The organism is Kribbella sp. WER1, assembly GCF_054189145.1.
In genome coordinates, this window is record NZ_CM135186.1 from 4017976 (window position 1) to 4037226 (window position 19251).

The 19251-nt window shown below is 68.7% G+C and carries 16 protein-coding genes; 8 read left to right on the top strand and 8 right to left on the bottom strand.

All coding sequences use genetic code 11. The annotated features are described in order from the left end of the window. Nucleotides 1-63 precede the first annotated feature (63 nt). The 8 genes from ACXJJ3_RS19300 to ACXJJ3_RS19335 form a co-directional block, all read right to left on the bottom strand. Nucleotides 64-540, bottom strand: a complete 477-nt coding sequence (locus ACXJJ3_RS19300; RefSeq protein ID WP_458171591.1) for an NUDIX domain-containing protein — start codon at nt 538-540, stop codon at nt 64-66. 3 nt (nt 541-543) lie between these two features. After that, on the bottom strand, nt 544-1851 hold the full coding sequence (locus ACXJJ3_RS19305; protein WP_458171592.1) for a cytochrome P450: 1308 nt from the start codon (nt 1849-1851) through the stop codon (nt 544-546). Between the two features lie 267 nt (nt 1852-2118). Further along, nucleotides 2119-2913: a DUF2785 domain-containing protein gene (locus ACXJJ3_RS19310; RefSeq protein ID WP_458171593.1), complete on the bottom strand. Its 795-nt coding sequence runs from the start codon at nt 2911-2913 to the stop codon at nt 2119-2121. Nucleotides 2914-3071: 158 nt separating this feature from the next. Then, nucleotides 3072-3836 carry a hypothetical protein gene (locus tag ACXJJ3_RS19315; protein ID WP_458171594.1) on the bottom strand — a complete coding sequence of 255 codons (765 nt, stop codon included), beginning with the start codon at nt 3834-3836 and terminating at the stop codon, nt 3072-3074. Between the two features lies 1 nt (nt 3837). Beyond that, on the bottom strand, nt 3838-4830 hold the full coding sequence (locus ACXJJ3_RS19320; RefSeq protein ID WP_458171595.1) for an ABC transporter ATP-binding protein: 993 nt from the start codon (nt 4828-4830) through the stop codon (nt 3838-3840). 249 nt (nt 4831-5079) lie between these two features. Then, nucleotides 5080-6276, bottom strand: coding sequence for a DUF4142 domain-containing protein (locus ACXJJ3_RS19325; RefSeq protein WP_458171596.1), 1197 nt, complete (start codon nt 6274-6276; stop codon nt 5080-5082). Between the two features lie 118 nt (nt 6277-6394). Next, nucleotides 6395-8701 (bottom strand): sodium-translocating pyrophosphatase, encoded by a 2307-nt coding sequence (locus ACXJJ3_RS19330; RefSeq protein ID WP_458171597.1) that lies wholly within the window; start codon nt 8699-8701, stop codon nt 6395-6397. Between the two features lie 237 nt (nt 8702-8938). Next, nucleotides 8939-9298, bottom strand: a complete 360-nt coding sequence (locus ACXJJ3_RS19335) for an STAS domain-containing protein (protein ID WP_458171598.1) — start codon at nt 9296-9298, stop codon at nt 8939-8941. A gap of 160 nt (nt 9299-9458) precedes the next feature. Between ACXJJ3_RS19335 and ACXJJ3_RS19340 the strand changes: the two genes are divergently transcribed. The 8 genes from ACXJJ3_RS19340 (at nt 9459) to ACXJJ3_RS19375 (ending at nt 19247) form a co-directional block, all read left to right on the top strand. Next, nucleotides 9459-11771 (top strand): DEAD/DEAH box helicase, encoded by a 2313-nt coding sequence (locus ACXJJ3_RS19340; RefSeq protein ID WP_458171599.1) that lies wholly within the window; start codon nt 9459-9461, stop codon nt 11769-11771. A 22-nt stretch (nt 11772-11793) separates the two neighbouring features. After that, entirely contained in the window at nt 11794-12162 is a 369-nt protein-coding gene (locus ACXJJ3_RS19345) for a hypothetical protein (protein ID WP_458171600.1), read from the top strand. 285 nt (nt 12163-12447) lie between these two features. Continuing rightward, nucleotides 12448-13215 (top strand): hypothetical protein, encoded by a 768-nt coding sequence (locus tag ACXJJ3_RS19350; protein ID WP_458171601.1) that lies wholly within the window; start codon nt 12448-12450, stop codon nt 13213-13215. A gap of 493 nt (nt 13216-13708) precedes the next feature. Continuing rightward, nucleotides 13709-15139 (top strand): extracellular solute-binding protein, encoded by a 1431-nt coding sequence (locus ACXJJ3_RS19355; protein WP_458171602.1) that lies wholly within the window; start codon nt 13709-13711, stop codon nt 15137-15139. Further along, entirely contained in the window at nt 15139-16047 is a 909-nt protein-coding gene (locus tag ACXJJ3_RS19360) for a carbohydrate ABC transporter permease (RefSeq protein WP_458171603.1), read from the top strand. The genes ACXJJ3_RS19355 and ACXJJ3_RS19360 overlap by 1 nt, the downstream gene beginning before the upstream one ends. Next, the gene (locus ACXJJ3_RS19365) at nt 16044-16862 is read left to right on the top strand and encodes a carbohydrate ABC transporter permease (protein ID WP_458171604.1); all 819 of its coding nucleotides are present in this window, start codon (nt 16044-16046) and stop codon (nt 16860-16862) included. The genes ACXJJ3_RS19360 and ACXJJ3_RS19365 overlap by 4 nt, the downstream gene beginning before the upstream one ends. Next, nucleotides 16862-17977 carry an ABC transporter ATP-binding protein gene (locus ACXJJ3_RS19370; RefSeq protein ID WP_458171605.1) on the top strand — a complete coding sequence of 372 codons (1116 nt, stop codon included), beginning with the start codon at nt 16862-16864 and terminating at the stop codon, nt 17975-17977. Before ACXJJ3_RS19365 ends, ACXJJ3_RS19370 begins: the two co-directional genes overlap by 1 nt. 22 nt (nt 17978-17999) lie before the next feature. Beyond that, a complete protein-coding gene (locus ACXJJ3_RS19375) occupies nt 18000-19247 on the top strand; it encodes a CehA/McbA family metallohydrolase (RefSeq protein WP_458171606.1) in 1248 nt (415 codons plus the stop codon). Nucleotides 19248-19251: the final 4 nt, after the last annotated feature.

Consider the following 19251-nt stretch of genomic DNA (forward strand, 5'->3'; position numbering starts at 1 on the left):
CCGAATCCCTTCGCAGCCCCGTCCCGACGCCCACCGAGACGCAGTGGGACCGCCGAAACGTTGTCAGGAGATTCGTACGCCGTCCTCGCAGAGCACGACCGAACCCTCACGGACGGCCGCGAGCGCCGCCGTCAGGCGCTCCGCGAGCATCGGTTTGCCGAGCCCATGGGCCTGCTCGAGCGTGTACAGCCCGGCGGACAGGATCTCCCCGTCGCGGAACACGAACCCGGCCACGTCGGCGTCCGCCAGCACCCCGCCGTCGAAGACGAAGATCATCCCGTCCGGCCGGCCGTCGTACCCGCGCACGTGGTCGACGACCAGCAGCCGCCCCACCGGCCGGTCCGTCCTGAGCTCCTCGTCCAGCTCCCGGACGGCCCCGGCCCACGGCGCCTCGTCGGCCTCGACGACCCCGCCCGGGATCTCCCAGTTCGGCTTGTACGACGGCTCGACCAGGAGCACCCGTCCGTCCGCGGACCGGAACAGCACCCCGGCCACCGCACGTTTGCGCGGCAGCCCCGCGGCGTATCCCCCGCTCGTCACCGGCTACCCGGCGGCTTGTTCGGTACCGGCCGCGGCGTGCAGCTGGACCGGCAGCGTGTCGACGCCGTACACCAGCGAGAAGTCCCGGAACCGGAGCTGCTCTTCCGGTACGGCGAGCGCGAGGTCGGGGAACCGGTGCGCGAGCGCGGTGAACGCGGCGCGCAGCTCCATCCGGGCCAGCTCGGCGCCGACGCAGCGGTGCATGCCGTGCCCGAACGCGAGATGCGCGGACGACACCGTGCGCTTGGGGTAGAAGTCCTCGGCGTCGTCCCCGAAGATGCCCTTGTCCCGGTCCGCGCCGGACAGCGACACCGCGACCAGGTCGCCCTTCTTCACCTGGTGCCCGAACAGCTCGTGGTCGTGCCGCGCGAACCGCGGGAACGCCACCTGGACCACGGTCAGGTACCGCAGCAGCTCCTCGACGATCACGTCGACCGCGCCCGGCTCGTTCCGGATCCGCTCGAAGTTCCGCGGGTCGCGGAGCAGCACCAGCGTGCCGAGCGCAAGCATGCTGGCCGACGTCTCGTACCCGCCGAGGAACACCCCGTCCGCGAGCCCGCCCAGCTCGACGTCGTCGATGTTGTCGCCCTTGTCGCGGATGATCGACCCGATCAGCCCGTCGCCAGGGTTCGCGCGCTGCTTGCGGACGATCTCGAACAGGAACTCGCGCGACTCCGACGCCGACCCGAACAGCCCGATCCCACCACCGGACATGTCGAACCGGGCCGGACCGAGGGCCCGAAACCGGTCCCGGTCCTGCTCCTCGACCCCGAGCAGGTCCGCGATCAGCAGGAACGGCACGTTGAACGCGAAGTCCGCGACGATGTCGGCGACCGGGCCCTTGGCGTCCATCTGGTCCAGCTGGTCGTTGACGATCTTCTCGATCGCCGGCTCCAGCCGGGCCAGCTTGCGCTTGGTGAACTCGGGAGTCAGCAGCTTGCGCAGCCGGGTGTGGTCCGGCGGGTCGGTGAACCCGAGGCCGCCGATCCCCTCGGACGGCTTGTTCGGATCGGATCCGACCAGCGGGCGGATGTCGTGGCTGTAGTCCTCCTCGTTGGAGAGCACGTACTTCGCCTCGGCATGTCCGCTCACGACCCAGATGTTCAGCCCGAACAGATGGGCCAGCTTGTGCACCGGCTCGGTCTCCCGGACGGCGGCCAGCTCGGGCACCGGATCCAGGCCGTGCCGGCGCAGCGGCATCGAGACCGAGTCGGGGAACATCCGCATCTTCGACAGGTCCAGACCGCCCTTCCGGGTGGCCCTGTTGAGGATCCGGTTGCCGACCCAACGCTTCAGGTATGTCGCAACCATGACTTCTACGCGCCCTCTCTCGACTGCGCCCCCGAACGGCTTTGTGGCTCAAAGTTAACGTCGTCAGGGACCAGATCTGATGGTGTTGGCACTACTCCGGTAGTGGCGTTGGCACCACCACGGGAGGGGGCCGTGGCGTACCAGCAGAGAACCTTGTCATGGACCGAGGTTCCACTGCCACCTGACACCACCTGTACGCCGCCCTGGACGGCGACATGCCGTGTCTCGGGGAGGATTCAGGGAAAAACCAGCCGAAAGTCGGATGCCTCAGAGCCAGTACGGCGTGAGGATCCGCAGGACGTCGGCGAGCCGGGCCTTGAGCTGCTCGCGCTGCGGGATCGGTGTGAGTTTCTTCGCATCGCCGATCCGGAGTCCGTGATCCGCGAACACGTACAGCACCCGCAAGGTCCGGACCACGTTCGTCACCTCGGGGGTGATCCCCTCGACCGGCGGGTTCGACAGCACCCGCGCCGCCGGGTCCAGCCAGTCGGTCACGTCGTTCCCGGTGAGGTCCGCCCGGGTCAGCGTCGCGGCAAGCGCGTACCCGAGCCGGTCGTCCTCCATGTCCCGGAACACGTACGACGTCGGCGTCAACAGCCGCCCGATCCCGAGCCGCAGCATCTGCACCGGCTCCACCGCCGGATGCTGCCCGAGCGCCCCGAGCAGGTCCGCCCCGTGCGCCACCGCATGCAGCCAGCCGAGCTTCTCGTCGTACCCCCGCAGGTCCCGCTCCCCGACGTACCACCGCTCGAACGGCGGCACCCACCCAGGCTCGAAGACGCCGGCCGACACGATCGAGTCCAGAATCAACGGTACGAACGTCCGCGCCTGGATCTCCGGATCCCCGAACCGCGGCACCAGCTCGTCCCCGAGCGCGCGCAACTCCGGCTCGGACAGCACCCCACGGCCGATCCAGGTCGCCAGCGTCGAGTACGCCTGCCGGTCCCGGACGACGGGATCCGGCGACCGCAACATCGCCACCAGCTCGGCCACCAACTCCGGCACCGCCCGCCCTTCGGGTACGGCGAACCCGTCCTCGCGCACCTGCGCCCAATCGGTCATGCGCGGCACGCTATGCGGTCGCCGGGGGCAAGGGAAACGGCCCGTGGTGCACCCGGTTTCCCGGATGTACCACGGGCCGTTCGCGGCCAGGACCCCTCAGCCCGGCCGGGCCCCGCGCCCCGGTCAGGGCCCCTCAACCTCCGACCGGGGTGGACTTGTCACGCGTCGCGCTTGCTGGCCGTGAAGAGGGCGATCGCCATCAGCAGCACCGCCCAGCCGGCGAAGTACAGCAGCGACATCCATGGTCCGAGCGCATAGTTGCTGGCTTCCCCGACACTGCCGGCCAGGCCACCGTCGTTGCCCTGGGCGATGAAGCTGCTGGCGTTCTGGAACGGCGACCACTTGGTCATGTCGTCGCCGACCTTCGGGATCAGGCTGAACAGCTGCTCGACCGCCAGCGGCCACAGGATCAGCAGCGCGATCGCACCGGCGGTGTGCCGGAGCAGGATCGCCACCGCGACCGCGATCACCGCGGACAGGAAGAACTCGAGCCCGCGCCCGGCGAGCATCCGCCACTCGGCGCCGGTGTTGATCGACAGGTCGGCGCCGCTGGCCAGCAGCTTGCCGATCCCCCAGCCGCCGAAGGCCGCGATCTCGCCGATCAGGCCGGCCAGGGTGGCGACCACGAGGGTCTTGCCGAGCAGCAGCTGCGCGCGCTGCGGGACGGCCTGGAAGCTGGTCCGGATGGTGCCGAAGCGGTACTCCGTGGTGACCGCGAGGGCTGCCATCACCATCATCACCATCTGGCTGATCGACGTACCGCCCTGGGTGATGAAGATCGTCGCCCGCGCCTCGTCGGCCCCCTTGAGGAACCCGGTCGCCAGCGCGGAGAGCCCGAGCGTCACCGCGGCCGCGACCACCATGCACCACCACGGCGAGCGGGTGGAGAAGAGCTTGATCCGCTCTACGTTGATGACCGACATGTCAGTTGTCCTCCTTCGGACCCGCGGCCACCTCGGCGCCGGACGGCGCGTCCAGGTGCGTGACGGCGGCGATGTCCTCCGACGCGTGGTACTCGACGGAATCGCCCGTCATCCGCATGAAGGCCTGCTCCAGCGAACCGCGCTGCAGGCTCAGCTCGTGCAGCACGATGCCGTGCACGGCGGCCGTCTCGCCGATCTGGTCGGTCTTCAGGTCGCCCTCGACGAAGAGCACCTTGCCCTCGTTCTCGACGTCCTCGATCCGGGTCTTCAGCTGCTGATCGTTCAGGATGCCGGCCAGCTGATCGAGCTGCGGCGTCCGGACCTTCACCGTCGTACCGCTGGCGCGGTCGACGAACTCCTGGGTGCTGCTCTGCGCGATCAGCTTGCCGCGGCCGATGACGACCAGTTCCTCGGCGGTCAGCGCCATCTCGGACAGCAGGTGGCTGGAGACCAGCACGGTCCGGCCCTCGTCGGCCAGCCGGTGCATGAAGGTCCGGATCCAGACGATGCCCTCCGGGTCGAGGCCGTTCACCGGCTCGTCGAAGAGCAGCACCTCCGGGTCGCCGAGCAGCGCGCCGGCGATCCCGAGCCGCTGCGACATACCCAGCGAGAAGGTACCGGCCCGCTTGTTCGCGACGCCGGCCAGGCCGACCAGGTCGACGGCCTTGTCCACCGAGGACTTCGGCAGCTTGTTCGACGCCGCCATCCAGGCCAGGTGGGCGCGCGCCGAGCGGTTCGGGTGCACCCACTTCGCGTCCAGCAGCGCGCCGACCTTGGTCAGCGGCCGCTTCAGGTCGCGGTACCGCTGGCCGTCGATCGTGACCACGCCGGACGTCGGGGTGTCGAGTCCGAGGATCATCCGCATCGTGGTGGACTTGCCGGCACCGTTCGGACCGAGGAAGCCGGTCACCTTACCGGACTTGATCTCGAAAGACAGGTTGTCAACGGCAACTGTCTCGCCGTATCGCTTGGTGAGGCCTTTTGCCTCGATCATCGCCGTACTCCTCGTTCGGTGGCGTGCGTACCGTTCCCGGGCGGTCGGGACGTGTCGTGATGACATCAGTATCGAGGTCCAGGCGGTGCAAGGCATCGGACCCCGGGCGGATCCGGTGTGTCCACCCGTGGGTTGATTCTGCCGTCACCCCGGCGGCGCCTGCCATCGGTTGAAACCCTGACCACGACCCCGACGATCCCCCATCCCGGGGGTGAACGCATCAGCCGAAAGTCGACGGCCGGGCGTACTTCAGTCCATCGGTACGCCGTACAGCACCAGGTTGTCGCTGTACCGCCGCGCCTTGTGGTCGTACGCGCCGGTACAGGTCACCAGCGCCAGCCGCGGCTTCACGGCGCCGCGGAACAGGTCGGACGGCAGCGCATCCTGCTTGTACGTCCGGCGCGCCACGATCCGGTACCAGTGCACGTCGCCGTCCCCGGCCGTCACCGCCACCTTCGCGCCGACCGGTACCCCGGACAGCGGCGCGAACACCCCGAGCCCCTGCGCCGTGTCGACGTGCCCAGCGAGCAGTACGGTGCCACCGGCAGCACCGGGCGCCGCGCCCGCGGCCCACCAGCCGACGTCGGCCGTCTTCGGCACCTGGAGCTGCCCGTCCCCACCGGTCGCGACCGGCCGGACCGTGGCCTCCAGGTACCCGGGCAGCTTGAGCTTGACCGGCGGTACGGCGGCCTCCCGCTCGGACAGCGTGGCGCTCGCGTCCGGGACCTTGCCGCTGTTCGCGGGCTGCCCGCCGAACATCATCACCAGCCCGGCGCCGAGCGCGGCGATGCCGGCCAACCGCCGGCGGAACGAGATCGACTTACCGATCAGCAGCAGCACCGCACCGAGACCGATCAGGATCAGCGCGCGCCGGGTCCGTACCTGCTGCGCGTCGGCGTGCTGCCCGCCGTCGCCGGTCGGGACCACCGGGCGCCCGGTCGCGGCCTTGCACGGCCCCGCCACCATCCGCAGGTTCATCTCGATCACGGGCTTGGCCGCGTTGGCCACGGACTCCACAGCCGGCGACGCGTTCTTCGGCAGATCGCCGTTCACCAGCGCCAGGTACTTCTGCAGCTGCTGGCGCTGCAACGCCATCCACGCGGCGTCGTACCCCGGCTTGCCGGCCTTCGCGGCGAGCGCGTCGAGCTGCTGGCGCTGGGCCAGCGACGGCACCGTCAGCAGCACGATGCTGAGCCGGGTGGCGACGTCGAGCTCCTGCGCCGCGAGCTTGCGGTGGTCGCTCTCCAGCTGCGCGCCGGCCTTCCGGACACACGACGTCTTCGCGGACGTGGTCGCCGCGTGCGCGGCCTCGATGATGGTCAGGTTGAGCTGATGCGCGGTGTTCAGGTACGTCGGATCCGGCTGCGCCGTCGCCGCGGTCGCCGGCTGCGTGGTGACCAGCAGCCCGACCAGTACGAGCAGCAGCACGGCCGGCAGTCGTCGCACCCCTACCTCCCGCAATCCGTCGTACGACGACAGTAATCGGGGCGGGTGTGCCGGGTCCAGAGAAACGGAACGGCCCGCCGGTACTGGACCGGCGGGCCGTTGCGCGGAGTTGCCTACGTCAGGCGGCTGCCTTCGCCTCCGCGGGCGTGTCGGAGATGACCGACTCGCGACGCTTGGAGACGTACACCGCGGCGGCCAGGATGATCACCGCGACGACCGCGATGACGATCCGCAGCGCGGTGTTCGGGTTGTCGCCGATCTTCGACATCCCGACGATCGCCGGGGCGATCAGCACCGAGACCAGGTTCATCACCTTGATCAGCGGGTTGATGGCCGGGCCGGCGGTGTCCTTGAACGGGTCACCGACGGTGTCACCGATGATTGTGGCCTCGTGCGCGGGCGAACCCTTGCCACCGTGGTTGCCGTCCTCGACCAGCTTCTTGGCGTTGTCCCAGGCACCACCGGAGTTGGCCAGGAAGACCGCCATCAGGGTGCCGGCGCCGATCGCACCGGCCAGGTAGCCGGCCAGCGCCGGGGCGCCGAGACCGAAGCCGACCGCGATCGGTGCGGTGAGCGCGAGCAGACCCGGAGTGGCCAGCTCCCGCAGCGAGTCCCGGGTGCAGATGTCGACGACCTTGCCGTACTCCGGCTTGCCCGTCCCCTCCATGATCCCGGGGATGTCGCGGAACTGCCGGCGGACCTCGTAGACGACCGCACCGGCGGCGCGGCCGACGGCGTTGATCGCCAGACCGGAGAACATGAACACGACCGCGGCACCGAGGATCAGGCCGACCAGCGTGCCCGGGTTGAACACCAGGGCGTCCGCCTCGAACTTCGCGTAGTTGTCGGCCAGCGCGGACCGGATCGCGTCCGTGAACGACCCGAACAGCGCGGTCGCGGCCAGTACGGCGGTCGCGATCGCGATGCCCTTGGTGATCGCCTTCGTGGTGTTGCCGACGGCGTCCAGCTCGGTCAGGATCTGGGCCGCCTCGCCGTCCACGTCACCGGACATCTCGGCGATGCCCTGCGCGTTGTCGGAGACCGGACCGAAGGTGTCCATCGCGACGATCACGCCGACCGTGGTCAGCAGACCGCAACCGGCCAGCGCGATCGCGAACAGCGCCACGATGCCGGAACCGCCGACCAGGAACGCGCCGTACACGGCCGCCGCGATCACCACGGCGGTGTAGACGGCGGACTCGAAGCCGACCGAGATACCGGACAGGATCACGGTCGCGGCACCGGTCAGCGAGGTCTTGCCGACGTCCTTGACCGGCTTGTCCTCGGTGCCGGTGAAGTAACCGGTCAGCGCCAGGATGACCGCCGCCAGCACGATGCCGATGATCACCGAGACGGTCGCGATCAGCCGCGGGTCGCCGCTGTTGTTCGCGATCGACGTACCGGCCGCGCCGGTCAGGTCCTTGAAGCTGGCCGGCAGGTAGACGAACGCCGCCACCGCACAGAGCACGGCGGAGATGACCGCGGAGATGTAGAACGCGCGGTTGATCGTGCGCAGCCCGTTCTCACCGGTCCGCGGACGGGTCAGGAAGACACCGACGACCGCGGTGACGGCGCCGATGGCCGGCACGATCAGCGGGAAGATCAGGCCCTGCTCGCCGAACGCGGCCTTGCCCAGGATCAGCGAGGCCACCAGCATCACGGCGTACGACTCGAACAGGTCGGCCGCCATACCGGCGCAGTCGCCGACGTTGTCACCGACGTTGTCGGCGATCGTCGCGGCGTTCCGCGGGTCGTCCTCGGGAATGTTCTGCTCGACCTTGCCGACCAGGTCGGCGCCGACGTCGGCAGCCTTGGTGAAGATACCGCCGCCGACCCGCATGAACATCGCGAGCATCGCGGCGCCGAAGCCGAAGCCCTCGAGCACCGTCGGGGCGTCACCTTTGAAGATCAGTACGACGAGCGCGGCGCCGAACAGGCCGAGGCCCACGGTCGCCATACCCACGGTGCCACCGGTCCGGAACGCGACCCGCATCGCCGGGTCCCGGCCCTCGTCCCGGGCGGCCGCGGCGACCCGGACGTTGGCGCGCGTCGCGAGCCACATGCCCAGGTAGCCGATCAGGGCCGAGAAGCCCGCACCGACGAGGAAGAAGACCGATCGGAAGATCTTCAGCGTGGTCTGGTTCCCGCCGTCGGTGTGCGCCGGCAGCAGGAACAGCAGCAGGAACGCGACCACGGCGAAGATCGACAGCGTCCGGAACTGCCGGTTCAGGTAGGCGGATGCGCCTTCCTGGACCGCGGCGGCGATCGTCTTCATGTTCTCGGTGCCATCGTTCGCGGCAAGCACCTGGCCCCGGAAGACCATCGCAATGGCGACCGCGAGGATCGCGATCACTCCGACGACGATCACCAGTGTGGTGTTGCTCGACGAAAGATCCACCGCTTGTGCAGCAAGCAGCGCGGACATCCGTCCTCCTTGTAGGCAACCCATCCGGGCTTGACGGCCCCCGTCTGCCGCAACCGAAGGGTTGGGGAAATACGACACAGCGCCAGGGGACTGGCGCGGTGGGTTACTCTAACGGGTTCCGAACCAGACCTGGTGACAGGGTGGTCTACGCCATACCGGGCCGAAACGGCAAGCCCCGTGCCGAAACCCGAGCGTGACCGTCACACAACGTAGTACCGGAGTTACGTTTTCGCTTGATCAGATCGCCGAGGCGACGTCCGGGTGGATGTCGAAGACCTTGGTCAGGCCGGTGATCCGGAAGATCTTCAGCAACCGTTCCTGGGTACAGACCAGGGACAGGGATCCGTCGTGGGTGCGCACCCGTTTCAGTCCGCCGACGAGCACCCCGAGACCCGTGGAGTCCAAGAACTCCACGCGTTCCAGGTCGATGACGAGATCCACGATCCCTTCGTCGACGAGCGCTGCGATCTTCTCGCGGAGCTTCGGTGCGGTGTAGACGTCGATCTCCCCCGCGACCTCGATGACGGTCCGCCCGCCCTCGGCGCGCGCGGTCAGCGACAGATCCACTTCGGCCTCCGATCCCGTGAACTGCTGCATTCAACCATGTACGGACCGTGAGTAGACCCGTTGCCGAAAACTCTTTCATCTCGGCCCGGGGAAGTCGATTCCCCTCCGGAAAAAGCCGCGTGCATCGGAACGTGCATTCTCAGCTCACACTCAGCGAGCAGCTGTCCGTGGCGGCGACTAGTCTCCCTGTATGCGTGCAGGTGGTGAGGCGGCGGTTGTCCTGAAACGGCTGGCCGCCGGGCGCGACGACCGGTTGACCCACGTCGAATCCGTCCCGCCTCGGCTCGGGCAGACCTGCGACTGGCCGCGCTGGGTCCCGGACGAGGTCCTGACCCAGCTACGCGACGCCGGCATCACGGCGCCGTGGACGCACCAGGTCGCGACGGCCGAGGCGGCGTACGCCGGGAAGCACGTGGTGGTGGCGACCGGGACGGCCTCGGGCAAGTCCCTCGGGTACCTGCTGCCCGCCTTTGCCACGTTGAGCATCGCGCAGGCCGCGTCACCGCACCGCCGGACGGCCTCGGTGCTGTACCTGTCGCCGACCAAGGCCCTGGCGCACGACCAGCTCCGGGCGGTCTCGTCGTACACCGTGCCCGGGCTGCGCGCCACGACGCTGGACGGCGACTCCGAGCGGACCGAGCGGGACTGGGCGCGCGACCACGCGACGTACGTGCTCAGTAATCCGGACATGCTGCACCGTTCGGTCCTGCCGAACCACCAACGCTGGGCGCGGTTCCTCGGCTGCCTGCAGTACGTCGTCGTCGACGAGTGCCACCACTACCGCGGGGTCTTCGGCGCTCACGTGGCCGGCGTACTGCGTCGACTGCGACGGGTGTGTGCGCAGTACGGCGCGCACCCGATCTTCATCTGCGCGTCCGCGACCGTGGCCGAGCCCGCGCTCTCCGGAGAACGCCTGACGGGGCTCCCGATGCAGGAGGTCGTTGCGGACGGCTCTCCCCGCGGCGGGGTCGCCTTTGGTCTCTGGGAGCCGCCACTGACGTCTTTACACGGTGAGAACGGTGCGCCGGTACGACGGTCCGCAACAGCCGAGGTGGCCGACCTGTTGACGGACCTGGTCGTCACAGGCGTCCGTACTGTCGCCTTTGTCCGTTCACGTCGCGGAGCCGAGGCGGTGGCGATGACGGCCCGGGAGAACCTGGCCGAGGTCGATCCTGCGCTGACCGAACAGGTGTCGGCGTACCGGGCCGGATACCTGCCGGAGGAACGCCGTCGGCTCGAGGGGATGCTGCAGAGCGGGGAGCTCACCGGTGTCGCCGCGACGAACGCTCTTGAGCTGGGCATCGACATTGCCGGTCTGGACGCAGTACTGCTGTCCGGCTGGCCCGGGACGCGCGCGTCGCTCTGGCAACAGGCAGGACGTGCCGGGCGGGCCGGTGGGGACGCGGTGGCGTTGCTGATCGCGCGGGACGACCCGCTGGACACGTACCTCGTGCGGCACCCGGCCGCGATCTTCGGACGCCCTGTCGAGGCCACGGTGTTCAACCCGGAGAACCCGTACGTCCTGGGTCCGCAGCTGTGCGCGGCAGCCCAGGAGATCCCGCTGACGACGGACGACTACGAGGTCTTCGGCAGTACTACGGAGTCCGTCATCGCCCAACTGGTCCGGCAGGGGGCACTGCGCGAGCGGCCGCACGGGTGGTTCTGGACCCGGCGGGAGCGGGCCGTCGACGCGATCGACATCCGTTCGGCCGGCGGCAAGACCGTGCAGATCGTCGAGGACCGGACCGGCCGGCTGCTCGGGACCGTCGACGGCGGCTCGGCGCACTCCTCGGTCCACGAGGGCGCCGTCTACGTCCACGCCGGCGAGTCGTACCTGGTGCGCTCGCTGGACCTCGAAGGGCACGCCGCGATCGTCGAGCAGGCATCACCGGACTACACGACCTTCGCCCGCGACGTCACCGAGATCGGCATCCTCGCCTCCGAGGAGACCTGCCACTGGGGTACGGCGGAACTGTCCCGCGGCTGGGTCCAGGTGACCAGCCAGGTGATCTCGTACCAGCGCAAGCTGATCGCGACCGGCGACGTACTCGACGAACAGCCGCTGGACCTGCCGGAGCGGACGCTGCGGACCAAGGCGGTCTGGTGGACGGTGCCCGACGGCGTCGTCGAGTCGCTCGGGCTGGCCGACGTACCGGGCGCGGCGCACGCGGCCGAGCACGCGTCGATCGGGCTGCTCCCGCTGTTCGCCACCTGCGACCGCTGGGACATCGGCGGCGTCTCCACCGCCAAGCACGCCGACACCGGCCGGCTGACGGTCTTCGTGTACGACGGCCACCCGGGCGGCGCCGGCTTCGCCGAACACGGGTACGCCGCGGCGCGCGAGTGGTTGACCGCGACACGCGATGCGATTGCACACTGTGAGTGCACGGATGGATGCCCGTCCTGCGTACAGTCGCCCAAGTGTGGGAACCAGAACAACCCACTCGACAAGAGCGGCGCGGTGGCGTTGCTCTCGGCATTACTGAGCAGTGAGCCGGCGTAGACCGGCAGAGAGGCGGGTCGCCATGGCCGTTCTCGGAATCGTCCTGATCGCGCTCGCGGTGCTGTTCGGACTCGGCGTCTCGGTGTCGTCCGGCACCGCGACCAAGCTGGAGGTCTTCGGCGTCCACTTCGGGATGTCGGTGACCACCGTCTTCTTCCTCGGCGCGATCGCCGGCGCCGCGCTGATGGCCGGGCTGTGGTTGCTGAAGAAGGGCCTCGGCCGGGATCTACGCCGTCGCAAGGAGATGCGCGACCTCCGCGCCCAGGTCACCCACGGTGACGACGCTCCGGAGCTGCCCACGGAGCGCGACGACGACGTCCCACCGGAGCTCGAGGAGAAGCCTGCCGCGGACCAGCAGCCGCAGGATCCCAGTTCGTTGCCGAAGGCATGAAGAGTAACGGGAAAGCGCTTGTATTGCTGTAACATCTCAGCAGGCTCTCGATGGCCGCTCGGCGACCCACCGAATCGATTCCGATGCCTTATGCAACGACTTTCCCTTGGCAGTTAGTTGCCATTGGCATCAAGTTTCCGGAAATCGGCATAACCTCCACGCCCGGTCCTGTGCATTACTTGTTGTGGCGTCAACGTCGCGCTGAGTCACTGCCGGCATACCGGCTCGCGCCACGGGGTCCCGACGACCTGACGCCGTGAGATAGCACGACCTCTGGAGGTTGTCTTGATCATCCGAAAGCTGTTCAGCCGCACCGGCGTTGTGGTGCTCGCGGTCAGCGTCGCCATCGCCACGGCCATACCAGCCCAGGCCGCGAACCCGGCACCCCGCGGTTCCACGGCTCCGGGCGTCACGGTGGGCGTGGCCCAGCAGATCGCCACCCGGTCCGACACCCGCTACTGCCTGACGTTCGTCGCGGCCGACAAGGTCCCGATGGCGGTCATGATGGCGTGTGCCCCGGGCAAGGAGGGCAAGACCCAGGAGTGGATCTACACCGAGTCCGGCCAGCTGCAGGTCGCGATGAGCAAGAGCGTCGGTGGCGCCCTTGCTACGACCGGAGCCTGCCTGGACAGCGGAGCGGACCTGGCGAAGGTGCCGGCCGCAGCGCCACTGCTGGTCCTGCCCTGCCGTAGCGGCGACGGGCAGAAGTGGAACTACGACGAGGGCTCCGGCACGTTCGTGAACGCGGCCAGCGGCCTCGCCCTGACCTCGCTGCTTGGCAAGGGGAAGGCCAAGCAGGCACAACCGACCGGCAGCATGAGCGTCGCAGGCACTCCGATCGAGGCCTGGGCGGGTCTCCCGGTCCCGAGCCTGGACATCCTGGGCGCCGTCCTGGCGCTGGTGAACGCGCTGCTCGCGTCACTGGGCCTGGCGCTGCCGCTGCCGATCGCAGGCGCAGCCGCCAGCCTCTTGTCGCTGTTGCGGCCACAGGTACCGATCCCGGCGCAGATGACCACGCTACCGAAGCAGATGATGCAACTGGCCCAGAGCTGATCGCACTGGCCCCCGAGCCAACGAGAAGACGGCCGGCCCCGGCAATCGTCGGGGCCGGCCGTTTCTTTTGTGTGTTCGGGCGATGCTCGGGGATCGAGTCCGGATACCCCGCTGCTTGCGCGTCAGCGGGAGCCCGGTGTCGTCACCGCCCCGGTCGTCACCACCAGCAGTAGCAACCCAGCAGTTCATCGACCAGGCAAGCAACTCCGTGGAGAAGTCTCACGTCTTTCACCTCCGATCCACTGAAGCGAACGGCAAGAATGTAGCTCCCTCGATCACCCTGTGTATCTAGGCAACTACCGGTTGCCACAGAACCTTGAGTCATCTTTAACTCTTCCGCAATCCGTGCCGTGGGATCCCGGCTTGACAGTTCGCTGTTGGTTGCGCTTGGCAAACGTTCGCCACGGGGTTGGGAAAAAGTCTTCACATAGTCGCCCGATGATGCCAATGTTTGACCGGCACGCCCCGCTGGACCACTTTGCAAGGAGCCCTGATGCGATCACTCTCGCGGTTCACGACCGCCGGCGTCCTCGGCGCCGCGGCCCTCGCCCTGCTCACCGGATGCCTGGGGTCCTCCGGCTCCGGCAGCAGCGGCGGCCAGGACGCGAACCGGAACGCCGACGCCAAGAAGGTCGAGCTGACCTTCGGCTCGAACTCGGTCAAGGGCGGCAAGAGCAGCGCCGGCGCCACCTTCATCTCCGACGTACTGATCCCGAAGTTCGTCGCCGAGCAGAAGGGCAAGGGCGTCGACGTCACCGTCAAGTTCCAGGGTGACGGCTCCGACGACGAGGTCTACAAGCAGAAGCTGTCCCTCGACCTGTCGAACAAGTCCGGACCGGACCTGTTCCAGATCGACGGCATCTGGGTCGGCGAGTTCGCCCAGGCCAACTACATCAAGCCCCTCACCGACACCGTCGGCGACGCCGCCAAGGTCAACGACTGGGACGGCTGGCAGCAGATCCCGGAAGCGGTCCAGGCCCTCGGCAGCTACAACGGCCAGCGGTACGGCGTACCCGGCGGCACCGACGGCCGGGTGCTGTACTTCAACAAGAAGCTGTTCCAGCAGGCCGGGCTGCCCGCCGACTGGCAGCCGAAGTCGTGGGACGACATCATCTCCGCGGGCCAGGCGCTGAAGAAGATCGCCGGCGTCACGCCGATCCAGATCAACGGCGGCACCGCGATGGGCGAGGCGACCACCATGCAGGGCGTGCTGCCGCTGCTGGTCGGCACCGGCACCTCGGTGAACGCCGACGGCAAGTGGCTCGGCAACACCTCGCAGCTGCGGCAGGTGCTCGACTTCTACCACCAGGTCTACTCCACGGGTCTCGGCGACCCGGTGCTGCAGAAGGAGGCCAAGGGCCGGGACAAGTCGTTCGCCGAGTTCGCCGCGAACAAGATCGGCATCCTGCTGGAGAGCGACTACTTCTGGCGCAGCGTGGTCGAACCCAAGGAGGGCGTCGCCAAGATGGCCGACCGGGACAGCGCGGTCGGCTGGGCGATGATCCCGGCGATGAAGCCGGGCGCCGGCGTGAAGGGCCAGGACTTCGTCTCGATGTCCGGCGGCGGCGCGACCGTGATCAACCCGAACACGAAATACCCGCAGCAGGCGTGGGAGTTCCTGCAGTTCATGAACTCCGCCGACATGGTGAAGGAGTCGCTGGACGGCGCGGCCAAGATCACGCAGCGGTCCGACGTGAACAGCGAAGTACTGAAGAGCGACCCGATGCTGAGCTACATCGCCGACAAGGTGCTGCCGGTCACGCAGTACCGTCCGGGCCGCGCGGAGTACCCGAAGGTCTCGGCCGCGCTGCAGCAGGCGACCGCGGACGTGATCAGCGGCAAGAGCACCGCCGACGCGGCCGCGGCGTACCAGAAGGCCGTCGAAGCGGCGGCCGGCGGCAAGGACAAGGTCACCAGTAACTGATGACTTCCGTTACCGCACCCGCGCGGGGCCGAGGCCCTGCGCGGGACGTCGCGGGGCTCGGGGTCGGCCGCGCGCTCGGGTTCATCGCACCGGCGTTGCTGCTGATCGGCGCGTTCCTGATCTTCCCCGCGCTCTGGACGATCTACATCGGCGTCACGAACTACCGGCTGACCGGCGTCGAGGCCGTGTCACCGTCGATGGTCGGGCTGTCGAACTACACCCGCGCGCTGGACGACGCGCTGTTCCACAACGCGCTGTGGCTGACGATGCTGTTCGTTCTCGGCTCCGCGATCATCGGGCAGAACGTCCTCGGCTTCACGCTGGCCTGGGTACTGCGGCGCGCCCGGCCGGCGGTCCGGCGTACCGTCGAGGCCCTGACGCTGCTCGCGTGGATCCTGCCGTCGACGGTGGTCGCGTACCTGTGGGTCGCGTTCTACGACCGCGACGGTGGGACGTTGAACAGCCTGCTGGGTACGCCGGGGACCGCCTGGCTGATCGACTACCCGATGGCGTGTCTCGTGGTCTTCAACACTTGGCGCGGTACGGCGTTCTCGATGATGCTCTACTCGTCCGCGTTGCAGGCCGTACCGCCGTCGCAGCTCGAGTCGGCGCGGATGGTCGGCGCATCGGGCTGGCAGACGCTGCGGGACGTGGTATTCCCGCACATCCGCGGGCACGTCCTCACGAACACGCTGCTGATCTCGCTGTGGACGGCGAACGACTTCTCGCCCTTCCTGCTCACCAAGGGCGGGCCGAACCACGCGTCCGAGACGGTGCCGGTCTACATCTACAACGTGGCGCTGCAGGGCGGTGAGCTCGGGTACTCGTCGGCGATCTCGTTCCTGCTGCTGCTCGCGAACCTCCTGGTCTCATTGGTCTACCTGCGGTTGCTGAGGAGGCGGTCATGACGGCTTTCGTCCTGCGCCGGATCGGCTTCTACGTCCTCATCTGCGCGATCACGCTGTTCTTCGCCGTACCGATGCTGTGGATCGCGTCGGCGCCGTTCGACGCGTCGCCCGGTCTCGGGGTGCACTGGCCGGACTGGACGCTGGAGAACTTCCGGAAGACGCTCGCGCATCCGTACGCGATGCACTCGATGGTCAACTCGCTGCTGATCTGCATCACGACCGCGGTGGCCGTCACGGCCTTCGCCGCGCTGGCGTCGTACGCGCTGTCCCGGGTACGGATCCCTGGGCGGGACGCGTTGCTGTACGGGTTGCTGCTGCTGTCGTCGGTCGTCACCGGCACGGCGGCGATGGTGCCGATCTTCGTGATGATGTTCCAGCTCGGGCTGATCGACTCCCGGTTCGGCGTCGCGCTGGTGATGACCGGCGGGTTGCTGCCGGCGGCGATCTTCATCCTGAAGGACTTCGTCGACGCGGTACCGAAGTCGTACGAGGAGTCGGCCCGGGTGTTCGGCGCGTCCACGCTGCAGATCCTGCGGGACGTCGTACTCCCGGTCGCGCGGCCCGGGCTGGCGACCATCATGGTCTGGGCGTTCGTGAACTCCTGGGGCAACTTCCTGGTGCCCTTCCTGCTCATCCGGTCGATCGACAAGCAGCCCGGTGCGGTGCTGATGCAGACCCTCACCGACGAAGGCGGCAGCGTGAACCTGCAGGTGCTGCCGGTGTTCTCGCTGCTCTTCTCGATTCCGGTCGTCGTGCTGTACCTGCTGGTGAACTCGCGTTACGGGTTCCGTTTCCATGGAGGGATCAAGAGCTGATGGCGGGCATCGACATCGAAGGCCTCGCAACCGTCTACCCGAACGGCGTCCGCGCCGTCGACGGGCTCGACCTGCAGGTTGCCGACGGCGAGTTCTTCGCCCTGCTCGGCCCGTCCGGGTGCGGCAAGACGACCTTGCTCCGGACGATCGCCGGCCTGGAGACCGCGAGCGAGGGCACGGTCCGGATCGACGCGGCCGACGTGACCCGGACGGAGCCCGGCAAGCGCGGCGTCGCGATGGTCTTCCAGGACTACGCGCTGTTCCCCCACATGAGCGTCTCCGAAAACATCACGTACCCGTTGAAGGTACGCCGGGTCGCCGCGGCCACCCGCGCGTCCGTCGCTTCTCGTACCGCCGGTGAGCTGTCCCTCGACGGGCTGCTGGAACGCAAACCCGGCCAGCTGTCCGGCGGGCAGCAGCAGCGGGTCGCGCTGGCTCGCGCGATCGCGTCCGAGGGCAAGGTGCTGCTCCTCGACGAACCGCTGTCGAACCTCGACGCGCGGTTACGGTTGGAGGCTCGGACGTTCCTGAAGAAGCTGCAGCGTGATCTGGGCATTACTACTGTGTTCGTCACGCATGACCAGGCCGAGGCTTTGGCGCTGGCCGACCGGATCGCCGTGATGGAGTCGGGGAAGCTCCGGCAACTCGGTTCGCCCCGGGAGGTGTTCGCCCGGCCGGCCAATACCTTCGTGGCCAACTTCATCGGTTCCACTCCGATGAACCTGCTGCCGGGGAAGGTGACGGCAGGCAGTTCTGCTGCTTCTGTTGCGGACGGGGTTGTCGCGGTCGCGGGCGGCTCGTTGCCTGCGACAACCTTCTCGACACCGGCGGACGCCGAGGTGACGGTCGGCATCCGGCCCGAGTACCTCACGCTCACGACCGGTGACGTCAGCGGCCCCGCCCTCCGCGGTACCGTCGTGGTCGCCGAGAACCTCGGCACCCAGTCCCTTGTCACGGTCGACTGCGACGGCACGCTCGTCGGCGTCACGGTCCCCGAAGAGGATGAGCCCGCCGCCGGCGCCGCCGTCACACTCACAGCTCCCGTCTCACGGGTGCTGCTGTACGACCGCGAATCCGGCGAACTCCTCGCCCGTCAACCCGCCACCGTCGCGTGACCTGTATCTGGAGAACTAGCTGATGGCCGTCACGTCGTACCGCCGACGCTGGACCCTCGACGACCGCGCCGAATCCGTCTGGCACTCGCTGCCCGTCGACATCCCGCCGGGCTGCCCGGGTCTGCTCGTCACGCTCACGGTCCCGCCGGTCGACGGCGCCGTCATCGACATCGGCTGCGAAGGCGCCGCCGGGTGGCGCGGTTGGTCCGGCGGCGCGCGCCGTACGTTCGCGATCACCCCCGATGCCGCCACGCCCGGCTACATCCCGGGTGAGCTCGAGCCCGGTACGTGGTCGGTCGTCCTCGGCCTGCACCGGCTGCCCGTCGAAGGCGTCGAGCTCCTCGTCGAGGCCGTCACTGGTCCCGTCGACGAGATCCCCGGCCTGGCCGAGTATGCCGAGGCTTCGGCCGCGATCGCAGTACCGCCGCGTCCACCGCGCCGTACGCTGCCCGCCTCCTCCGGGTTGAAGTGGATCGCCGGCGACTTCCACGCGCATTCGCTGCACTCCGACGGCTCCACCCCGATCGCGAACCTCGCGGCGCTCGGGGTCGCGGCCGGTCTCGACGTACTCGCCGTCACCGACCACAACACGGTCGCCCATCACGCCGAACTCCCCGCCCTCAGCGACCGCTTCGGCATCGGTCTGATCCCCGGCCAGGAAGTCACCACCGACACCGGCCACGCCAACGCGTTCGGCGACATCGGCTTCATCGACTTCCGCCGTCCCGCCGCCACCTGGGTCTCCGAGGTCGCCGCCCGCGGCGGCCTGCTCTCGATCAACCACCCCCTCGGCGGCGACTGCTCCTGGCGCCACCCGCTCCCCGAGCACCCACCGCTCGCCGAAATCTGGCACTCGTCCTGGCTCGACCACACCTGGGGCGGCCCCTTCGCCTGGTGGCAAGCCTGGGGCCTGCAGTCCACGACCCCGATCGGCGGCAGCGACTGGCACAACCCCACGTCCTTCACCCCACCCGGCACCCCTACCACCTGGATCGCCGTGGACGCCTCCGCCGAATCCCCTACCGACCTCCCCACCGCCACCCTGGAAGCCCTCCGAGCAGGCCGAACCGCGCTCTCCTGGTCTTACAACGCCCCCGTCCTCGTCCGAGCCGACGACGAACTGATCGCCCTGGGCGCCCCCAACACGCTCGTCATCTCCCCCGACGGCACCCGCCGCCCCATCGACTCGCCGGAAACCCACCTGAAAGCCACCCCCGGCCCCCACCTCCTGATCACCCACACCGGCGAACTCCTCTCCGCCTGCAGCTAACTGT

What these genes read in the sequence shown, in the direction of transcription:
- ACXJJ3_RS19305 (WP_458171592.1), bottom strand. Translation starts at nt 1,851, where the DNA reads ATGGTTGCGACATACCTGAAGCGTTGGGTCGGCAACCGGATCCTCAAC.
- ACXJJ3_RS19310 (WP_458171593.1), bottom strand. Translation starts at nt 2,913, where the DNA reads ATGACCGATTGGGCGCAGGTGCGCGAGGACGGGTTCGCCGTACCCGAA.
- ACXJJ3_RS19315 (WP_458171594.1), bottom strand. Translation starts at nt 3,836, where the DNA reads ATGTCGGTCATCAACGTAGAGCGGATCAAGCTCTTCTCCACCCGCTCG.
- ACXJJ3_RS19320 (WP_458171595.1), bottom strand. Translation starts at nt 4,830, where the DNA reads ATGATCGAGGCAAAAGGCCTCACCAAGCGATACGGCGAGACAGTTGCC.
- ACXJJ3_RS19330 (WP_458171597.1), bottom strand. Translation starts at nt 8,701, where the DNA reads ATGTCCGCGCTGCTTGCTGCACAAGCGGTGGATCTTTCGTCGAGCAAC.
- ACXJJ3_RS19335 (WP_458171598.1), bottom strand. Translation starts at nt 9,298, where the DNA reads ATGCAGCAGTTCACGGGATCGGAGGCCGAAGTGGATCTGTCGCTGACC.
- ACXJJ3_RS19340 (WP_458171599.1), top strand. Translation starts at nt 9,459, where the DNA reads ATGCGTGCAGGTGGTGAGGCGGCGGTTGTCCTGAAACGGCTGGCCGCC.
- ACXJJ3_RS19345 (WP_458171600.1), top strand. Translation starts at nt 11,794, where the DNA reads ATGGCCGTTCTCGGAATCGTCCTGATCGCGCTCGCGGTGCTGTTCGGA.
- ACXJJ3_RS19355 (WP_458171602.1), top strand. Translation starts at nt 13,709, where the DNA reads ATGCGATCACTCTCGCGGTTCACGACCGCCGGCGTCCTCGGCGCCGCG.
- ACXJJ3_RS19360 (WP_458171603.1), top strand. Translation starts at nt 15,139, where the DNA reads ATGACTTCCGTTACCGCACCCGCGCGGGGCCGAGGCCCTGCGCGGGAC.
- ACXJJ3_RS19365 (WP_458171604.1), top strand. Translation starts at nt 16,044, where the DNA reads ATGACGGCTTTCGTCCTGCGCCGGATCGGCTTCTACGTCCTCATCTGC.
- ACXJJ3_RS19370 (WP_458171605.1), top strand. Translation starts at nt 16,862, where the DNA reads ATGGCGGGCATCGACATCGAAGGCCTCGCAACCGTCTACCCGAACGGC.
- ACXJJ3_RS19375 (WP_458171606.1), top strand. Translation starts at nt 18,000, where the DNA reads ATGGCCGTCACGTCGTACCGCCGACGCTGGACCCTCGACGACCGCGCC.